The sequence below is a fragment of the Streptomyces cyaneofuscatus genome, assembly GCF_033109485.1.
GTDB lineage: Bacteria > Actinomycetota > Actinomycetes > Streptomycetales > Streptomycetaceae > Streptomyces > Streptomyces cyaneofuscatus.
In genome coordinates this window covers 6,244,225-6,262,890 of the sequence record NZ_CP137002.1, presented here as the reverse complement: position 1 = coordinate 6,262,890, position 18,666 = coordinate 6,244,225, and the positions used below count along the sequence as shown (strand labels likewise).

The following is an 18,666-nucleotide window of genomic DNA, read 5'->3' as shown; positions in this document are numbered from 1 at the left end:
CTGTGCGGGCCTCAAGGGCCCATGTGGTGGAAGGAGGACCACCACGAAGGGCGTCCGAGGGCTTTCTCGCGGGCAGTGCGGGCCGCGTGGTCGGCGGCTCGGGCGACGGTGTCGTGCGAGACGGGGCGTCCCTCCAAGTACCTGTAGAAGTTCCTGGTCATGTCCAGGGATGTCGTGCTCTGCAAGGGCCAGAACGACGCGACGACATGGGCGAAGCCCACCGACTGCACGCCGCCCGCGAGGTGCATCGCCTGGTCGATGAGGTTGGCGCGGCCCCGGGCGGTGTCGCAGGCGGCAAGGTAGGCGAGGAACGACCGGGACGCCGACTGGACGTCCGCGATGTCGGCGGTGGTCAACGGGCCCTCGGTCGCGTGGTCGTGGCACACCAGGTGACCGTTGTCGTCGGCCGACGGGACCTGTTCGGCGTGGCCCGCGAAGTGGACCCAGTCGTGCGTCCGCAGCCCGGCGAGTACCGCCGCCCGGCTCGCCTCCTCGTCCCGGAGCCGCGTGGCGTGCGGCGCCCAGCGGCACACGGCCTCCACCTCCAGGTGGGCACCGGCGAGCTTCGGCTGTCCCGGGGTGTTCTTGAGCCCGACGGCGAGCACCTTGGGGGCGTTGCCGAGGACGGTGTCCCGGGAGTACGCCAGCGTGCTCAGCGTCGGAGTGTAGGACGACACCACGCGGTCGATGACGGAGTCCGTGGCGGTGCTCGTGTCCGCCGGTCGCTCGGGGTCCGGGAGCGGTGCGGCCGCGTGGAGAGGCATGCCGCTCAGCGGTCCCGTCGCGCACCACCAGACACGTGGTCGCAGGTGTCCCGCACCAGGCAGCGCCGGGCGGCGGCGGGAGGCCGGCCGTGGCCGGTCGAGGTCGTCCAGCACCGGGCGGGCGACGGTGCGCCAGAGCCAGTCGAGGACGACCGAGAGCTCCTGCTCGGCCGAGGCCCGCTCCTCCAGCGACCGACCGCGATCCGAGGCCTGCCAGGTGGACCGTCGCAAAGCCTCCGCCCGCCGCAGAGCCTCGTACCAGGTCAGATCGGGCAGGGGCAGCACCCGGACCGTGCCGTCCCGGACGATGAGCGCGTCGCAGCGCACCGCGGAGACGTTGACCACGACCACGGGGCCGGTCGCGTCCCCCGTTGCCTCGACCAGGCTTCGGACGTCCGGCGGCATCAGGAAACGGGTCAGTCCCGGAACCTTCCGCAGGGTGGCCAGCACCTCCTGGAGCTCGGCCGCCCGCGCGCGGTGCGCCGACAGCTCGGGTGCCATGAAGCCCTGCTCGACCGCTGCTTCCGGATCGTCACGGTTCCACCCCGACCCGCCTCCGGCCGCGGCCACCTCGGCCCGCAACTGCAGGAACCGGCCTCCCCGCCGTGGTGCGTGTGTGTCGAGTTTCGCCAACTCCTCCCTGAGCCCGAGCGACTCGGTGAGGAACAGGCCTCTGCCGCTCTCCAGGAACTCCAGTGCGGTGTACCGGTCGCCCATGGAGACCGCGCAAGCCGCGGCGTCGGCGGCCACTCCGTCCAGGGTCGTGAGCAGCTCTTCGCGGTCCGCCCTCGCCAGGTGCTGGGGGGCGAGCAGCGGGACGAAGGAGAAGGCGAGCCGGTAGGCCTCGAGCGCCTCTGGCCAGTTCTTCAGACGGGCCGCCGCCTGCCCCCAGGCGTCGGCGCGGCGGATGCGGTCCCGAACGAGGCCTTCGGGGTGCAGCGCGCACCACCGGAACAGCTCTGTCGCCTCCCGGACCCGGGTGACGAAGGCGTCCGTGAACGGGCGTCTGCCCACAATCCAGCTCTCGGCGGAGAGCCTGAGCACCGTGGCCAGGCCGTACTTGAGGTGCACCTCCAGCTGCGAGGAGTCTCCCCCATGGGCCTCCAGGGCCTGGCGGTGCACCCTCTCCGCGACGCTGAAGTGGGACGGGTCGAACGTGTGGAAGGCGCGCGTCTGCCAGAGCTCGGCGATGCCGAGGCGGCACCGAGCCTCATCGGTCTCCGTCATGGCCGCCTTCCCGGCCGCCACATTCTCCTCCAGGAGCCCCACGGCCCTCGCGAAGTCCTCCGGGCGGTGCTCCCGCTTGTACCGGCTGACCAGCTGGGCCGCCAGGCCGAGGATGTACCTACGGCGCTGCGCGTCCTCCACGGGCAAGGCATCTACGGCGCGCTGCGCCTCCTCGACGGCGAGGTCGAGCACCTCCGCCTCGGACATCCACAGCGCCGACGTGAACACTTCGCCGAACTCGCCGAGCATCGAGGCGAGGTTGTACTGGTGCAGCGCGGCCCCACGCTCGCCGACGGTCCGAGAGACGGCCTTCCGGTAGAGGTCGTACGCCTCCGGCAGCGGAGCGCGGTCACCGGTCGCGTGGGCGTGAAGCCGGTACGTCGTCGCCATGTTGGCGAGGATCCCCGCCCGGTTCGGGTGCCGTGGCGGTGTCGACTCGACCGCCTCCCGCTGGACGGTGATCGCCCGGTCCAGCAGCTGCGGCTCGCCGGTCACGCCGTGCCAGGTGCGCAGGACGTTTCCCCAGGTGTCGAAGTAGCTGCCCCGGTCGGTGCCGTGATCCTCGCGCGGTGCGGAGCACGCCTCCTCGGCGAGCGCCTCCGCTCGCCGCAGGCGCTCGACGTCACGGTCCTGCTCGAACCGCCGCTGCTCCACTCGGCAGGCGCTGTCCAGAGAGGTGGGCCGGTCGGAGTGGCCCGGAGGCGCCACGGTCAGGGCTCGGTCGATGGCCTCGGCCGCCTCGTCGAGATGCGCCGGTTCGGGTGAACGGGTGTGGAGATCCAGCAGGGCGTCGCACAGGTGGACACAGAATCGGGCAGTGCGCGGATTGCTCTGCTTCTCGGCGCTCCTCGCGGCCCGCCGGTGGTGGTCGACGTAGGCCAGGAGGTCCTTCTCCTGGCCGTACCGGTCCCATTTCTGGTCCAGGACTCCGGCCAGGGAGGCAAGGACGTCCGGATCGTCGGCCCGGCTGTTCGGGCCGGGCTCCAGCGCCCGGGTGAGCGTCCTGTACGCGTCCTCCAGGGGCTCCGGGTCGTCCGGGCGGGCCTCGTACGCGTCGAGGAGGGCGTTGGTCAAGTTCACCAGGAAGGGAACGGTGGGGGCCTGTCGGTAGGCGAGGCGATGGCTCTCGACGGCTTCGCGCAGCAGGGCCGGATCGTGGTGCGAGCGGTAGTACATGCGCAGAGCGCTCCCCAACTCATCCAGCAGTACGGGGCGTTGCTGATCCCACTGCGGTAACTCCACGAGCCGCGCGCGGATCACCTTGATCCCCTCGGGCACCCACCGCTTGCCTTCAGACACAACTTCCCCCACTCTCCTGCGTGTTGGGTGACCATACGCTAGGGTTACGCCACTCGACATCCAGTTGTACGGACTTGCGGCTTCGGTGCGCATCGCCCCGCATCGGCGGATTCGCCCCTGCCGAGGCATGCCCGAAGACCGCGCACCGCTGCACGGAGGGGGACCGTGTGAACGACGAAGCGCTGGGCCGGGCCGCCGAAGGGCTGCTGGCCCTTCTTGAGCTGATGCCGGACATGGAGGCGACCGCCCAGGAATGGGCGCAGGTGGAGCGCATCCTGGCCACGGCCGTGGAATTGGCGATCGACCACCGGGACGCGCCCGGGCTGATCACCGCCACCCGGGACATCACCGACCTCACCGGCGCGTACCACAGCCCGACCCGGATCGGTGAACAGCCTCCCCAGCCTCCGCCGACGACCGTCCTCGAGCGGATCCCCAAGACCGTGGAGAAGGTCGGCCGGATCACGCCCCCGTCCCGTGGCTGACCGCGGCTTACGGAGGCCCGCCCTGGTCGTGCACGCCTTCTTCCGGTCACCGACCCTCTCCACCTCGCGCCCCGTGGCGCCGGGCACCACCGGCGCCCGCGGCTACCTCCGGCAGCTGTGGTCCGCGTGCCGTGACCTCGGCATGGCGGAGGCCGTCGGTCCCTACCCGTACCTCGCGGGACCCGGAGACCTGCCCGACGATGTTCCGTACCGCGCCGCGGCGACGATCCTCGCGGCCCGCGCCTCGGGTCCCGGTGAGTCGGACGACCAAGCGGTTCTCTGGGCGCGCGGCGAGGTCACGGGCCTGTCGCTCGCGCTGGCCCACCGGCCCGGCACGGTGGCCACCTGGGAGTCCGCCGCCGCGGACTGGGCCGCGAAGACTCCCGTCGGGCCGGTGCCCGAGGAGGTCCTCGGCGTGACGCTCGTGGCCCGGGCCCTCGGTCCGGTGCCCCGGCAGCTCCCGCAGCGGCCGGGCCGCGCGGATGTCCTGGCCCGGCGCCTCTCCCGCTGCCTCGGACCGTTCTCGGGCGAGCCGGGCGCCTGGACACCGGTGGCCCCGGGCCGGCTGCTCTGGGAGGTCCACCGGATGCCGGCGGACCCAGGGCTGCGCACCCTCGTGGTGCTCGGCAGGGACGACGAGGCAGCGCTGGACGCCTGGCTGTGGCAGACGGGGACGGCCGAACCGGCCCCGCTCACCCGGCATCTCCTGCACGCCGGACTCGTACGGCATCAGGCCGGTGTGCTCGCCCGGGCCCATGAGGCCATCCGGAGCCGTGACCGAGAGGTGACCGAGAACGCCGACGCCCTCGGACGGTTGCACGCGAGCGGGGTGGACGATCCGCGCCCGCTGTTCGCCGGTGCGGCGCTGGACGCCGAGACCCAGTTGGAACGCCTGCGGGTCGGCGCCCACGACCTCGCCGCCCGCCGGGCCGACCTGCGCTCCCTGTGCCGGACCGCGCAGGGCCTGGCCGCCAACATGCGGCAGGCGGTTCCGCCGGACACCCACGACGTCCCGGGCACGCCTCTCGTGGCGGACCGCGACACCGCGGACCGGCTGGCCGAGCAGGCGGACGACGCGGCAGAGCACCTCAACGCCACGATGGAGCGTGCCGAATCCGTCATCGCACTCGGCGGCACGTTCGTGGCGGAGCAGGCCCAGGCGCAGCGCCAGCACGCGACCCTCCGGCAGGGCGCCCTGGTCGCCGGGCTGCTCGCCCTCCTCGCGGCCGTCCAGTCGCTGGAGTACGAGGTCCACTTGCCCGGCTGGTTCGATGCCCCGGTCATCCTGCTGTCCGCCCTGCTCGCCGTGGTGCTGCCCACAGGCGGGGTGCGGATGCTGCGGGGAGGCGAGCAGCGGACGACACCCGTCCTCTTCGATCTCGCGGGGCTGGCGCTGCTCGGTGGGGTGCTCGGCTGGCTGCTGACGACCGTCGCGTTCTACGTGCACGACCGGCACGCCGCGCCCGTGCCGTGGTCACTGGCGGCCGCGGCCGTCGGCTCGTCGGCGGCGGTGCTGTCGGGTTGGGCCCGCTTCAGAAAGTGAGGCGCCGCGCCGGTGACGGTGCGGACGGACGGACGGACGGACGGACCAGCGGAACACCTACGGAAGGATCTCATGATGGGTCTCTTCAACCGACGCGGCAAGCCGTCCCGGGCAGGCCGCACAGCTCCGACGGCCATGCTCGGCTCCGGCCGGAAACTGACCAGCTCGCTGCCTCTCGGCGCCGCCGTGCAGTGCGTGGAAGACCTGATGGACAGCTACCGCGACCGCGCCTACCCGCACCTCCCCCACCTCGTACCCGCAGGTCACACCTGGCACGGCCCGGCGGAGGAGGCACCCGCGACCGTGTACGCGAGCCAGGACCAGGCAGGCGACTTCCTCCTCCTCACTTTCGGCCGTACCGGCGGGGGCACGCTGCTGGGCGTCTTCCCGCTGGGCTCCGGGCACGAGCGGCTCCAGATGCCGCTCATCGGGAATCTCAAGATGCGCGACGGATCGCTGAGTTCCGTGGGCACCTTCCCGGAGAGATCGGTCGCCCTGACCGCCCCCGCCGTCCCCCGCACCCTCGTCGAGGACACCCTGACCACGGCCGGTTTCCCGCACACGCCGGAGAACCTCGCCGTGCTCGCCGACCAGCTGTTCACCATGACCGTCACCAGCGGCTTCCAGTTCATCAACCACCTGGAGTCGGAGGCGGCCGGGCGCAGGTGGAGCGCCGACTGGCGGCAGCGGGCCGAGGAGTGCACCACGCTCGTGGAACCCATCCAGATGGTTGTGGACGATCTGGCGGCCTGGAACACCGATACCCTGCCGTTCATCCAGGACATTCCGCTGCGCCCCCAGAGCATCCTGCTGGAGGCGGTCGGCAACCAGGGCAGCATCTGGGAGAAGCTTGAGAGGAGCTGAACCCCGGCGACCGCCGCCCCGCGCGTTTCGGCTGCTTCCAGGCGCCGGGCGGCCGGAAGCCGACTCGTCCCTCAGCGCAGCGACGGGCGTGCCCGGCCCGCCCAGTACTCGTCCGCCGTGATGCCCAGCAGGACCACGTCGTGGTAGGCGCCGGCGAAGAACTCGTGCTGGCGCAGGCGGCCTTCCTCCACGAAGCCGAGTTTGCGGTAGAGGGCGAGGGAGGCGTCGTTGAAGGCGTAGACCTCGACCTCGCACTTGTGGCTGCGCTGTTCGGCGAACATGTAGGTGAGGACCAGTTCGGTGGCCTCGGCCGCGTAGCCCTGGCGGCGGTGTTCGCGGGTGACCTCGATGCCCGTACGGAAGCGGCCGGCGCGGGCGTCCGTCTCGCCGACCGATACCGCGCCGACGAAGGCGTGCTCGAAGCGGGTCTCGATGACCAGTTGGTACGCGGCCGGGTCCGGGGTGCGGTCGGCGCGGTCGGCGGCCCAGGTGCGGAAGCTCTCGTCCGAGCGCGGGGGGTCGACCACGTCGGCGTTGCGGGCGTCCACGGTGTGCAGGGCCAGGGCCCGGAAGCCCTCCCAGTCCGTCGGTTCGATGCCTCGGAGGCGTACCCGCTCGCCGGTCCACAGGTCGCTCATCGTGCTCCCCCGGGACCGGGTCCGTTCTTCGGCTTGATCGCCTCGGTCGTCATCCGGTCACAGTAGAGGCAACCGGCACCGCGTTCGATGCGTTTTCGGGCGTCAAGAGCGCGCGAGACTCGTCCGTGCCGCGGTCATGAACGCAGACTTGGATGCCTCCAGGTGCTCGTTGACCTCGACGTCCCCGATGTCGCGCCACACCGCGGCGTTGAGGGCGTGGCCGTACGTCGTCACGGGCTCGCGCAGGGCCTCGTCGCACAGGAGCGTGACATTCCCGGACGCAGTCCACAGTGCGGTCATGACTGGGCCCGTCTGCGTCATCCAGCCGTCCTCATCGTCGCCCCACGGCTCGGGCCTGCGGTAGGCAGCCCGTTCGGCGGCCTGGGCGCAGGCGACGAACTCCTTGAGCACCTCGATCTGTTCGGCACGGCGGCTCTCCGTGGTGGCCAACGCCTGGCGGCGTTCCTCGACCCGTTCCGCCGAGCGCTGGGTGGCGCGCTGGGCGAGTGCCGTCAGGCCGCCACCCAGCGCGACGCCGGCGAGCGAGACGACGGACGTCCATAGATCTGCGGCCACGGTGATGCCCTTCGCCCGTTTCCCTGTGCGGTCGGGGGCAATGGTCCCGCATGGGCGGTCGGGGCAGCCGTGTGCCCCCGGGCCGTGCTCGGACCGGGGGCACAGGGCTGTCGGCGGGTCGGTGGGTGGCGTGTCAGCGGCCGTAGCGGATCAGGGCGCGGACCATGCGGCACGTGGTGTCGGACGGCGGGTGCATGCCCAGGCGCTCGGCGGTGGTCCGTATCCGGTGGTTTCCGGCGCTGGAGGGCTGGTAGACCCCGCTGTCCAGCAGGGCGATCGCCAGGCGCATGGCCTTGAGGCGGCGGTTGTGCGAGACGTACCACTCGCGGGGGCGGCCGGCGGGCAGGCGCTTCTTCGTCGGCGGGGTGGGCAGCGGCGGGTGGAAGGGCATCGGGAGCTGTCGGTCGAGCGGCTCGGTCGTGGCTGCGGCAACGGCCATCGGCATCCTCCTGGCAGGGTGGTGGAACCCTCACGAACTCCCTCCATTTTACTGCCCCCCACTGACAATCGCCCCTGGCCAGAGGCGTTTTCGGCAGTCCCTCGCGTAACCTTGGCCCCATGGAGATCTGGATCAATCCGGCCTGTTCCAAGTGCCGTGGCGCGGTGAGTCTGCTCGACGCCGAAGGGGCCGACTACACCGTCCGGCGCTACCTGGAGGACGTGCCCTCGGCAGAGGAGATCCAGGACGTTCTGGATCGGCTCGGCCTGGAGCCTTGGGACATCACGCGGACGCAGGAAGCGGCGGCCAAGGAGCTCGGGCTCAAGGAGTGGCCTCGGGACGCCGGTTCGCGGGAGCGGTGGGTCACCGCCCTGTTCGAGCACCCCAAGCTGATCCAGCGGCCCATCATCACCGCCGAGGACGGCACGGCTGTTGTGGCGCGGAGTGAGGAAGCCGTGCGGGATGCGTTGGGGCGCCGGTAGCCGGCAGGGGCACTCGCTCAGCGTTCGTCCGTGCCCGCTCGCTTCGCCGTGGCGAGGGCTATGCGGTTCCAGGTGTTGATCGTGAGGATCATGGCCAGCAGCCCGGCCAGCTCCTCCTCCGCGAAGTGGGCCGCTGCCCTCGCGTAGGCCTCGTCCGGGACTCCCGCGTCCGCGACCCGCGTGACCGCGTCGGTCAGGGCCAGGGCCGCCTGTTCCCGCTCCGTGAAGAAGTGCGGCGCCTCCTGCCAGACCGCCACCATGTGCAGCCGCTCCTCGCTCTCCCCCGCCTTCCGCGCGTCCGTGGTGTGCATGTGGAGGCAGTACGCGCAGTGGTTCAGGTGCGAGGAGCGGATCTGGACCAGCTCGACCAGGGTGGGGTCCAGGCCCTCGCGGGCCGCCGCGTCCAGGCCGATCACCGCCCGGAAGACCCTCGGTGCGGCCTTCGCGAAATTGAGCCGGGCGGTGGGGGCGGGGGTGGCGGTGCGGTCGTTCGGCTTGATCTCCGTCGTCGTCATGGGTACGAATCTAGGGGGACAGATGACCGGTTGTGGGGTGCATTCCGATGGCTGAATCGTGGGTCAATTCGGCGGAGATCCTGGGCAGTGACCTGCCGTTGGAGCTCTCCGGTACGGGCAATCGCCGGGCCGTCCTGATGGGCGCCCTCCGCGAGGCCGTCCGCAGCGGGCGGCTCGCTCCGGGTACGCGGCTGCCGCCGTACCGTTCCCTCGCCGCCGACCTCGGCCTCGCCCGTAACACCGTCGCCGACGCCTACGCGGAGCTCGTCGCGGAGGGCTGGCTCGCCGCCCGCCAGGGCTCGGGCACCCGGGTCGCCGAGCGGGCCGCGCCCGTCACCCCGGCCCACCGCCCCCGCACCCCGGAACGCCCCTCCCGCCCCGTCCACGACCTGGTCCAGGGGCAGCCGGACCCCGCCGCCTTCCCGCGCGCCGCCTGGCTGGCCTCCGCGCGGCGGGCGCTCGCCACCGCCCCCAACGACGCGTTCGGGCCCGGTGATCCGCACGGGCGGCCCGAGCTGCGGCGGGCGCTGGCCGGCTACCTGGCCCGGGTACGCGGGGTGCGCGCCTCCCCGGAGCGCATCGTCCTCTGCTCGGGCGCCGCGCACGGGCTGCGGCTGCTGGCGGAGGTGGTGGGCGGCCCGTGGGCGGCGGAGGCGTACGGGCTGCCGTTCCACCGCGGGCTGCTCGCCTCGCACGGCGTCGGCACCCGGCCCGTGGGCGTCGACCGGGACGGGGCCCGGGTCGGCGAACTGACCCGCCGCGACCGGGCCGTCCTCCTCACGCCCGCCCATCAGTTCCCGACCGGCGGACCCCTGCACCCGGCGCGCCGGGCGGCGGTCGTCGACTGGGCGCGGTCCACGGGCGGGCTCGTCGTGGAGGACGACTACGACGGGGAGTTCCGCTACGACCGGCAGCCCGTGGGCGCCGTCCAAGGGCTCGATCCCGAGCATGTGGTGCTGCTGGGGTCGGTGAGCAAGAGCCTCTCCCCCGCCCTGCGGATCGGCTGGATGGTGCTGCCCGAGCGGCTGGTGGCGCCCGTCGTCGCGGCGAAGGGCGAGCGCGAGCAGTTCTCCAGCGCCACCGATCAGCTGACGCTGGCGGATTTCGTGGACTCGGGCGCGTACGACCGTCATGTACGCCGGATGCGGCAGCGCCACCGGCGGCGCCGGGACCAGCTGGTGGCGGCCCTGGAGCAGCGCGCGCCCCACGTCCGGGTCACCGGGATCGCGGCCGGACTGCACGCGGTGGTGGAGCTGCCGCCCGGCACCGAGCGGTCGGTGGTACGGGCGGCGGCCTGGCAGGGGCTCGCGGTGGAGGGGCTCGCCGACTACCGGCACCCGGGGGCGGAGCAGGCAGCGCAGGCGGACGGTGCGCGGGACGGGCTCGTCGTGGGGTACGCCACGCCTGCCGAACACGCCTACCCGGAGGCGTTGGAGGCCCTGTGCCGGGCCCTTCCGCCACCGGGGTGAGCCGATCCGGTTACCGGCCCGCCTGGGTCTCCGCCTCCGCCAGCAGCTCCGTCAGCCGGAGGCCGAAGCGGGCGTCGCAGGCGTGCGGCACCCCCGTACGTACCGCTTCGGCCAGCGCGTCCACCGCTCCCCGGAACGCCGCCTCCGCCCCATCCCAGTCCGGGACCGCGGCCGTACCGTGCTCGCCCCGCACCTCGATGTCCATGCCCGCCGCGGCCGGCGGGGCGCTCAGGCCGAGGGTCACCGTGCTGGAGGCGCCGGAGGTGTGGCGCAGGATGAGGTGGGTGGTGTCGGCGGGGCCTCGGGCGGCGGTCAGCTGCTCGACCTCACCCAGGACCGGGATCAGCACCGAGAGCGCGTGCGGGCCGACGTCCCACAGGCCCCCCTTCTCGCGCCGCCACGGCGAGTCGGCGTACTCGCTGGCCGAGCCCTCCGCGTAGAGCGAGCCGAGCCACTGCGCGCGGGCGGTGAACCAGCCGCCCACCGCCGTCTGTTCGGCGATCCACGCGGTGGTCTCCGGCGCGAAGCGGAGCGTGCAGAAGACCACCGAGGCGACCCCGGCCTTCTCCGCCGCCTCCGCGACCGCGCGGGCCCCGTCCACCGTCGTCGCGACCGGCTTGTCCATCAGGAGGTGGCAGCCCGCCTCCGCCGCCCGGACCGCGAGCGGCGCCTGGATGTCCGGCGGCAGCGCGAACGCCACCGCGTCGCTCGCCTCCAGCAGCGCGTCGATCCCCGCCTCCCCCGTGTACGCCCGGGTCCCGTGGGCGGCGGCCAGGGCCTCGGCCGCCTCGGCGCGGCGGCCCCACACCCCGCTCAGTTCGACGCCGGGGTGAGCGGCGAGCGCGGGGGCCTGGGTGTTGCGCGCCCAGGGGCCCGTGCCGAGGAGGCCGATACGGAGGGGGGTGGTGGGGGTGGTGGTGTCGGCGGGTGTCGTCATGGGGGCCAGTGTGCCCGGTGTGCCGCAACGGTGGGGTGCCACGCGAATGCGGTGGCGGGGAACAGGCGGGCAAGGTTACGTTTCCTGGGCCGGCCGCGGGACTTCGGCTGCGACTACCGGGACTTGCCTGTGAAGCGATGATTTCGTTGTTCGCGCCTCCATTCCCCGGCCGGCATCCGCAGTCCGCACCGGGGGAAGACCATGCGTACGCCCGAGAACTCCGCCGATCTCATCGCCGCCGAAGATGTCCTGCTCTTCGCGAATGCGGCGATCACCGCGACCGGACAGCGCGAGTTCCGTTCGGGCGCGCTCGACCAGCAACTGTCGCTGGACTTCCTGCACACCTACGTGCGGGTCAATTACCGCCGTGTGTACGCCGCTTGCCTCGCCCTCGACATCAACGACCACAACGCCGCCCGCATCGTGCTCGGCCTCCTGGAGACCGCGGGCGAGGCGGGCGCCGAGGAGCGGCGCACCGAGGGGCGGCTGATCGCCGCCCGGCTGGCGCGACTGCCTCCGCAGCGGGTCTACCGTCTCTTCGGCCAGGTGCGCCGGGCCGGGATCAACAACCGGCGTACCCGGGCGATCATGCGCGACTGGCTGGCGGCCCGGCCCGATCTGGGGCACGACGCGGTGAAGTACCGGAGCGGGGTGAAGACGGCCGCCCGCCATGTTCATCTGCGGTGCCCGCAGGGGGCGGAGCCGCTCGCCGAGGTCGGGGCATTCCTGTTCCGGCCGGGGAAGCTGCCGCGCTACGAGCACCCGCTGCTGGACGCCTGGCGGCGCGCGCACTACGAGCAGGGGGCCGTGGCCGAGCTGCCGTTCACCGTCGCGGAGGGGTTCGCGGCCCGGCACGGGATGAAGCGCGAGGTGTTCCTGAAGCGGGCCGCGCCCCGGATGACCCGGCTGGAGCGGCTGCGTACGCACGCCGTGGCGCAGCGGCCGGACGTCGATCTGGCGGCGATGCCGCTGACCCGGCTGGCGCTGTACGTCCTCGCGCTCCCCTTCGAGCAGCGTGCCGCCCGCCGCGCCGAGCTGACCGGTGCCCTGCGGACGGCCGCGCGCCGGGCGGCGGGGAAGCACGCCGGGAGCTGGGGCCGGGTCCACGCGGTGCTCGACGACAGCTTCTCGTCGTCCGGGTCGGGGCAGAAGCGGCGGCGGCCGCTCGCGGTGGCTCTGGCCTGCCACCACCTGCTGGAGGTGCTCGCGGCGCCGGGCGCGTACCGGGGGCTGTGGACCTCGGGGCGGGGTGACGCCCTGCTCGTACGTCCGTGGGGGCCGACCCCGCTCGGGATGCGGGTCCTGGACGCGCTGGAGCCCGGACCGGGCGGCGCGGCCCCGGACCGGCTGGTGATCGTGTCGGACGGCTGGGACAACGCCCCGGCGGGTCTGGCTGGCGAGGTGCTGCGGGTGTGGCGTGCGCGGCTGGATCCGGGGCGGCGGACGGCGGTGGTGCACGTCAACCCCGTATACGACGCGGACGGTTTCGACGTACGGCGGCTCGCGGCAGGGGTTCCGACGGCCGGGATCCGGGATGCGGAGGATCTGCCCGCGCTGGTGGAGATCGCCCGGTTCGCGGAGGGCCGGACCGGGGCGGCGGAGCTGCACGCGTATCTGGACCGGCGGGTGGCGCTGTTCCTGGGAGAGAGGGACACAGAGAAGGGGACGGAGAACGAGACAGAGAAGGGGACCATGTCGTGAACCGGCTGGAGCTCACCGGGCTCACCACCCGGCCCGCGCAGGTGTGGGGCGGCGTCCGGCTCGTACCGCTGGTGCGTGAGGCGCCGGTGGAGGGGCTGCGGCTGCACCGGGAGGTGTACGAGCGGCTCGGCGCGGGGATCGTCGAGCTCGGGCCCCGTGACCACTACGTCTCGTACATCCCCCACGGGCTGGTCGCCGACTGGTCCACCGGGGATCCCGAAGTGCCGCGAGGCGGCGGGCAGTCGGCCGCGTACGGGACCCAGCTCGGCGGCGGGCGGGACGTGCCCCGTACCCTCCGGCTGCCCCGGCCGCCCCTCCACCGCATGGCCAAGCGCCGCCCCGGCGACCGGCTGCGGTTCCTGCCGCTCCATCTGGCCCTGGAGGGGTACCTCGCGCTGCACTTCGGCGGCCCGTCCACCGCCTGGGAGGAGTGGTCGCGCCGGGCGCTGCGCGACGGGCTGTCACCGCGCGCGGAGGACGCGTACCTCGGGTGGTCGGTGCGCGGGCTCGGGGACGCACTGCGGATCTTCGAGATCCACCCGGACCAGTGCGGGGTCATGGTGTACGTCTCCGACGCGCTCGCCGCCGCCTTCGTGGTGCCGCACCCGGAGGACTACCGGCTGCTGCACGCCTCGCTGGTGGAGGACCTGTACGGGGAGCTGGTGCACCAGTACGCGCTGTACGGGGCGCCGGTGCCGGAGTTCGGGGCGCGGCTCGGGGACGGGGCGCACATCCGTACGCTCGCCGAACTGCGGGCGGCCGCGCGGGGGCAGCAGCAGGTGTGGGAGGAGGCGCACGAGAGCCTGTTCGCGCGGGAGCTGCTGGACTCCTCGTACGGCTTCGACCGGGTCTACCGCATGGGGTCGTTCACGCTGTGGCGGTTCCTGCCGCCGTTCGTCCGGGACGGCAGCGGGCAGCACATCGGCGAGACGGTCACCGACCACAAGGGGCGGGTCGCCTACCTCAAGACGTTCCGGCTCTCCGACGCCCAGATCCGGCGCGGCTATCTGCTGCACGTCCTCGCGGGCGCGGACTGGGAGCTGTCCCGGGCGGCCGCCACGCTGGGGTCGAGCCGAGAGGAGCTGGTGCGGCGGATCCGTGCCGCCGGGTTCGCCCAGCTGCTCAAGGGCAACGTATGAAGCTCCTCAGGGGCAACATATGACGAGTCCCTACAAGGTGTCCTTTTATCGCAGGAAACCTCGGTAACACGGGGTTCACACTCGGGCAACGGACGGGAAATCGCGTCTTGCCAAGCTGCGCGGCATAGACCGCTGCACCCGCAAAGGATGGCGTCCGTGACGTTCAAGGCTGAGTACATCTGGATAGACGGCACCGAGCCGACCGCCAAGCTTCGCTCCAAGACGAAGATCATGGACGGCACGCCGTCGGGCGACGTGGCGGATCTCCCGATCTGGGGATTCGACGGTTCGAGCACCAACCAGGCCGAGGGCCACGCCTCCGACCGGGTGCTGAAGCCCGTCTTCACCTGTCCGGACCCGATCCGCGGCGGTGACGACGTCCTCGTGCTGTGCGAGGTCTTCAACATCGACATGACGCCGCACGAGTCCAACACCCGGGCCGTGCTCCGCCCGGTCGCCGAGCAGTTCGCGGGCCAGGCCCCGATCTTCGGCATCGAGCAGGAGTACACCTTCTTCGACGGCCACCGGCCGCTCGGCTTCCCCGAGGGCGGCTTCCCGGCCGCGCAGGGCGGCTACTACTGCGGCGTCGGCGCGGACGAGATCTTCGGCCGCGAGATCGTGGAGAAGCACCTCGACAACTGCCTGGCCGCCGGGCTCGGGATCTCCGGCATCAACGCCGAGGTCATGCCGGGCCAGTGGGAGTTCCAGGTGGGCCCGCTCTCCCCGCTGGAGGTCTCCGACCAGCTGTGGGTGGCCCGTTGGCTGCTCTACCGCACCGCCGAGGACTTCGACGTCTCCGCGACGCTGGACCCGAAGCCGGTCAAGGGCGACTGGAACGGCGCGGGCGCGCACACCAACTTCTCCACCAAGGCGATGCGCGAGGGGTACGAGGCGATCATCACCGCATGCGAGTCGCTGGGTGAGGGTTCCAAGCCGCTGGACCACGTGAAGAACTACGGCGCGGGCATCGACGACCGGCTCACCGGTCTGCACGAGACCGCCCCGTGGAACGAGTACAGCTACGGCGTCTCCAACCGCGGCGCCTCGGTCCGTATCCCCTGGCAGGTCGAGCAGGACCAGAAGGGGTACATCGAGGACCGCCGTCCCAACGCCAACGTCGACCCGTACGTCGTCACGCGGCTCATCGTGGACACCTGCTGCACCGCGCTGGAGAAGGCCGACCAGGTCTGATCCCGACGCCACGGATGCCCCGACGGGCATCCCAACGGATGTCTCATCGGATGTCCCAGGGGCCCGCCGGTTCACACCGGCGGGCCCCTTCCTCGTGTGTTTCCCCGCTCGTTCGAGACCGGGGGAAGGAAAAGTGAGCAAGAAAAAGCGCAGCGTGAGGAAGGTAACGCCAAGAGGCCGTATCGACGGGTGAGAGGAGTCTGATGCATTGCCGCAATGTCTGCTTCAATGGAGCCATGGCCAGCTTCCAGTACATCGCGTCGGGTCGCAGCGACCTTGAGCCGTTCTGGCCTTCCCGTCAGCACCATGATTTCGACCGGGTGTGTTGCCGCGCGTGGAACGCGCAGGCCCTCTAAAGCCGCTCACCCCGGCCTTCGGTCCGCGCGCACGACGTAAGTCCGTCCTCGACGACTCCTCGCGCGAAAGAGCTGACCCTCCATGGCGAACACCCGTACTTTCTCCGCCGCTTCCGCTGCCACCGCAGCCTCCCCGGCGCCCGCTGCGGCCAACCCCACCGCCCGCTCCCTCTCCCCCAACCGGCACCGTCTGCGCGCCGTCGACCGTGACGAGGTCGCCCGGCTCTCCGACGTGGCCGACTTCCTGCCGCCGGGCGCGACCTGGCTGCCGGCCCCCCAGCACACGCTTCCCGCCCTGCCGGGCCAGCCGCCGATGATCGGTTACCTGGTGCTCGTGCCGGCCGACCAGCAGCCGGCGCTCGCCGGTGCGGTCGCCGCCTCCCAGCACGCCCGGCAGCTCGACCGCCAGGGCGACCGGCAGACCGACCGGCCGGGCGACCGTCAGGGCCGCGGGCCCTTCGCCCAGCAGCCGGCGCCGGAGCCGGCCGAGGAGGCGGCGCCGCCCGGGCCGGTCCGGATCGACGCGACCCGGCGTACGGCCTCCGTGGACGGCGTCACCCTCGACCTGACGTACCTGGAGTTCGAGCTGCTGGCCCACCTGGTGGCGCACCCGCACCGGGTGCACACCCGGGACCAGCTGGTGACGACGGTGTGGGGGTACGGGCACGTGGGCGACGGGCGCACCGTCGACGTCCATGTCGCCCGGCTGCGCCGCAAGCTCGGTGCGGAGCACCGGCGTTCGATCCAGACGGTCCGCCGGGTGGGGTACAAGTACACGCCCTGAGCTGTCTGTTGCACATGCGGCGGCCCCGGGCCACGGTCTCGTACCGTGGTCCGGGGCCGTCCCCGTGTGTCACACCTTCGCGGTTACGGGGGTGGCCTCCGCCCGCAGGTCCGGCTCGTCGCCCTCCAGGCTCGGCAGCCGCGAAAGGCCCCTCGGTGTACGCCAGTTGCGCTCGCCGAGCAGCAGCATCACGGAGGGCAGGAGCACCATCCGTACGACGGTGGCGTCGAGGAGCACCGCCACGGCGAGGCCGACGCCCATCTGCTGCATGTCCTGCATGGAGAGCGTGCCGAACACCGCGAAGACCGCCACCATGATCGCGGCCGCGCCGGTCACCGCCCCGGCCGTGCGGCGGATGCCGGTCTCGATCGCCGCCCGGTTGTCCTGGCCGGCGCCGCGGGCCTCGCGGATCCGGGAGACCACGAACACGTGGTAGTCCATGGAGAGGCCGAACAGCACCACCAGGACGAAGAGCGGCATCCACGCCTCGATGGCGCCGACCCCCTCCGAACCGATGAGCGAGGCGCCCCAGCCGTGCTGGAAGACGGCGGTCATCACCCCGTAGGCGGCGGCCACGGAGAGCAGGTTGAGGACGATGGAGGTGATGGCGATGACGTACGACCGGAAGCAGAACAGCATCAGCAGGAACGTCACCGCGGTGATGAACGCGAAGACCGGGACGATGCCGCGCCGCAGCTGGTCGTTGAAGTCGACGGAGGAGGCGGTCTCCCCGGTGACGTACGTTTCCGCTCCCGTCCCGTCGAAGGCGGCGGGCAGCCGCTGCTCGCGGAGTTCGGTGAGGCCGGTGGTGCCGCCGGGGAGGGGGGCCTCGATCTCGGCGATGTTCCGGTCGCGGTGGACGGTGACGTTGTCGAAGCCCGCGAGGGCCTTGCCGACGTCCGGGGCGGTGATGTCGGGTGCCCGGACGACGACCAGGGCGGGGGCGGGGCCGCCGGGGAAGCTCTCGGTGATCGTGCGGTGGGCGACGGAGAGCTGCGAGTCGGAGCCGAACTGCTTCTCCAGGCCCAGGGTTTCGGTCTTCATGCCGAGCGCGGGGGCGGCCAGGCCGAGGAGGAGGACGGTGGCGGCGACGGCGAAGAGGCGGGGGCGGGCGAGTACGGGGCCGAGGACCCGGCCGCTGATGTGGCCTCCCTGCCTGGCGCGGCGGTTGAGGAACGGGATCCGTCCTGCGTCGACGCGGTCGCCGAGCCAGGAGAGCAGCGCGGGCAGGACGGTCACCGAGCCGAGCATGGCGATGAACACGACGATGATCGTGGCGAGGGCGAACCCCTTGAACAGCAGGAGCCCGGAGAGGAACATGCCGCCCATCGCGACCATCACGGTCAGCCCGGAGACGAGCACCGCCCGGCCGCTGGTGGCGGCGGCGATCCGCAGGGCGGTCTCGGCGTCCCGGCCCGCCGCCCGCTCGTCGCGCTCGCGGCGCAGGTAGAAGAGGCAGTAGTCGACGCCGACGGCGAAGCCCATCAGGAACATCACCGAGTACGTCGTCTGGAACAGGTGCAGCTGGTGGCTGGCGAGGGAGAGCAGGCCGAAGGCGGCCAGGCACGCGGTGAGGGCGAGGCCGACCGGGAGCAGGGCGGCGACGACGGCGCCGAAGGCGACGAGGAGGATGCCGAGGGCGAGCGGTACGGCGGTGAACTCGGCCCGCCGGAAGTCGTCGGCCAGCAGGTCGCCGAGCCACTTGCCCGCACTGGCCTCGCCGAACTGGTGGATATCGACGTCCGGGTGGGCCTTCGCCACGGCGGCGACGGCGTCCAGCACGGGCTGGACCCGGTCCGGGGCGGTCCGTGCGTCGCCGCGCATCGCGAAGGTGATCAGGGCGTCCTTGCCGTCCTCGGAGGGGAGAGGTGCGGCCAGGTCCCGTACCGCGCCGGTGTCACGTACGGCGTCGGCCAGGGCCGCGGCGGCCGCTTCCCACTCCCCGGCGGCGGGGGCCGAGACCATGACCAGTTCGCCGGCGGGCTTGGCGAGCCCCGCGTCCTGGAGGATCTGCTCGGCGCGGGCGGAGTCGCCGGCCCCGTTCTCCGCGTCGGACATCTCGACCATGCCAATGGCCCCGCCGATGCCCGCGGCGAGCACGACGAAGAGCAGCCAGCCGAGAACGGCGGTCTTGCGGTGGTGTGTGCTCCACACGCCGATGCGTGCGGCGAGGTTGTGCCTCGCGCGGTTGCGCTTCATGCGGTTCCCCCAGGGACAGGCTTCGGAAAGGTCCGTACGTCGGAACGCATCGAATCTA

16 protein-coding genes are annotated in these 18,666 nt (G+C 72.4%); 9 read left to right on the top strand and 7 right to left on the bottom strand.

Annotated features, from left to right (window positions below):
* Nucleotides 1-11 precede the first annotated feature (11 nt).
* Nucleotides 12-3,290: a CHAT domain-containing protein gene (locus tag R2B67_RS27550; RefSeq protein ID WP_317821822.1), complete on the bottom strand. Its 3,279-nt coding sequence runs from the start codon at nucleotides 3,288-3,290 to the stop codon at nucleotides 12-14.
* 167 nt (nucleotides 3,291-3,457) lie between these two features.
* Here R2B67_RS27550 and R2B67_RS27545 point away from each other — a divergent pair, with 167 nt between their 5' ends.
* The 3 genes from R2B67_RS27545 to R2B67_RS27535 all read left to right on the top strand — a co-directional run bounded on the left by R2B67_RS27545 (nucleotide 3,458) and on the right by R2B67_RS27535 (nucleotide 6,182).
* Nucleotides 3,458-3,775, top strand: coding sequence for a CATRA system-associated protein (locus tag R2B67_RS27545; RefSeq protein ID WP_317821820.1), 318 nt, complete (start codon nucleotides 3,458-3,460; stop codon nucleotides 3,773-3,775).
* Nucleotides 3,768-5,318 (top strand): CATRA conflict system CASPASE/TPR repeat-associated protein, encoded by a 1,551-nt coding sequence (locus R2B67_RS27540; protein WP_317821818.1) that lies wholly within the window; start codon nucleotides 3,768-3,770, stop codon nucleotides 5,316-5,318. The genes R2B67_RS27545 and R2B67_RS27540 overlap by 8 nt, the downstream gene beginning before the upstream one ends.
* 75 nt (nucleotides 5,319-5,393) lie before the next feature.
* Complete coding sequence (locus R2B67_RS27535; RefSeq protein ID WP_317821816.1) at nucleotides 5,394-6,182, top strand: hypothetical protein; 789 nt, start codon at nucleotides 5,394-5,396, stop codon at nucleotides 6,180-6,182.
* Nucleotides 6,183-6,253: 71 nt separating this feature from the next.
* Here R2B67_RS27535 and R2B67_RS27530 read toward each other — a convergent pair whose 3' ends face one another.
* The 3 genes from R2B67_RS27530 to R2B67_RS27520 all read right to left on the bottom strand — a co-directional run bounded on the left by R2B67_RS27530 (nucleotide 6,254) and on the right by R2B67_RS27520 (nucleotide 7,835).
* Nucleotides 6,254-6,820 carry a GNAT family N-acetyltransferase gene (locus R2B67_RS27530; RefSeq protein ID WP_317821815.1) on the bottom strand — a complete coding sequence of 189 codons (567 nt, stop codon included), beginning with the start codon at nucleotides 6,818-6,820 and terminating at the stop codon, nucleotides 6,254-6,256.
* 102 nt (nucleotides 6,821-6,922) lie between these two features.
* Entirely contained in the window at nucleotides 6,923-7,396 is a 474-nt protein-coding gene (locus tag R2B67_RS27525; protein ID WP_317821814.1) for a hypothetical protein, read from the bottom strand.
* A gap of 133 nt (nucleotides 7,397-7,529) precedes the next feature.
* On the bottom strand, nucleotides 7,530-7,835 hold the full coding sequence (locus tag R2B67_RS27520) for a hypothetical protein (RefSeq protein WP_018511887.1): 306 nt from the start codon (nucleotides 7,833-7,835) through the stop codon (nucleotides 7,530-7,532).
* A gap of 119 nt (nucleotides 7,836-7,954) precedes the next feature.
* On the opposite strand from R2B67_RS27520, the gene R2B67_RS27515 reads away from it, so the two are divergent.
* Nucleotides 7,955-8,317 carry an arsenate reductase family protein gene (locus R2B67_RS27515; protein WP_317821812.1) on the top strand — a complete coding sequence of 121 codons (363 nt, stop codon included), beginning with the start codon at nucleotides 7,955-7,957 and terminating at the stop codon, nucleotides 8,315-8,317.
* Nucleotides 8,318-8,334: 17 nt separating this feature from the next.
* Here R2B67_RS27515 and R2B67_RS27510 read toward each other — a convergent pair whose 3' ends face one another.
* Complete coding sequence (locus R2B67_RS27510) at nucleotides 8,335-8,832, bottom strand: carboxymuconolactone decarboxylase family protein (RefSeq protein ID WP_317821810.1); 498 nt, start codon at nucleotides 8,830-8,832, stop codon at nucleotides 8,335-8,337.
* Between the two features lie 47 nt (nucleotides 8,833-8,879).
* On the opposite strand from R2B67_RS27510, the gene pdxR reads away from it, so the two are divergent.
* Nucleotides 8,880-10,301: a MocR-like pyridoxine biosynthesis transcription factor PdxR gene (gene pdxR / locus R2B67_RS27505; RefSeq protein WP_317821809.1), complete on the top strand. Its 1,422-nt coding sequence runs from the start codon at nucleotides 8,880-8,882 to the stop codon at nucleotides 10,299-10,301.
* 10 nt (nucleotides 10,302-10,311) lie between these two features.
* On the opposite strand, the gene R2B67_RS27500 is transcribed toward pdxR, so the two are convergent.
* Entirely contained in the window at nucleotides 10,312-11,238 is a 927-nt protein-coding gene (locus R2B67_RS27500; RefSeq protein WP_317821807.1) for a Gfo/Idh/MocA family protein, read from the bottom strand.
* A gap of 201 nt (nucleotides 11,239-11,439) precedes the next feature.
* Here R2B67_RS27500 and R2B67_RS27495 point away from each other — a divergent pair, with 201 nt between their 5' ends.
* From R2B67_RS27495 to R2B67_RS27480, 4 genes are all read left to right on the top strand, one after another.
* Nucleotides 11,440-12,939: a hypothetical protein gene (locus tag R2B67_RS27495; protein ID WP_317821805.1), complete on the top strand. Its 1,500-nt coding sequence runs from the start codon at nucleotides 11,440-11,442 to the stop codon at nucleotides 12,937-12,939.
* Complete coding sequence (locus tag R2B67_RS27490; RefSeq protein ID WP_317821804.1) at nucleotides 12,936-14,078, top strand: ARPP-2 domain-containing protein; 1,143 nt, start codon at nucleotides 12,936-12,938, stop codon at nucleotides 14,076-14,078. The genes R2B67_RS27495 and R2B67_RS27490 overlap by 4 nt, the downstream gene beginning before the upstream one ends.
* 156 nt (nucleotides 14,079-14,234) lie before the next feature.
* Nucleotides 14,235-15,269, top strand: a complete 1,035-nt coding sequence (gene glnII / locus R2B67_RS27485; RefSeq protein ID WP_202590700.1) for a glutamine synthetase — start codon at nucleotides 14,235-14,237, stop codon at nucleotides 15,267-15,269.
* 438 nt (nucleotides 15,270-15,707) lie between these two features.
* Nucleotides 15,708-16,409: a winged helix-turn-helix domain-containing protein gene (locus R2B67_RS27480; RefSeq protein ID WP_317821802.1), complete on the top strand. Its 702-nt coding sequence runs from the start codon at nucleotides 15,708-15,710 to the stop codon at nucleotides 16,407-16,409.
* Nucleotides 16,410-16,478: 69 nt separating this feature from the next.
* Here the strand turns inward: R2B67_RS27480 and R2B67_RS27475 are convergent, their stop codons facing one another.
* Entirely contained in the window at nucleotides 16,479-18,608 is a 2,130-nt protein-coding gene (locus R2B67_RS27475; protein ID WP_317821800.1) for an MMPL family transporter, read from the bottom strand.
* Nucleotides 18,609-18,666 lie beyond the last annotated feature (58 nt).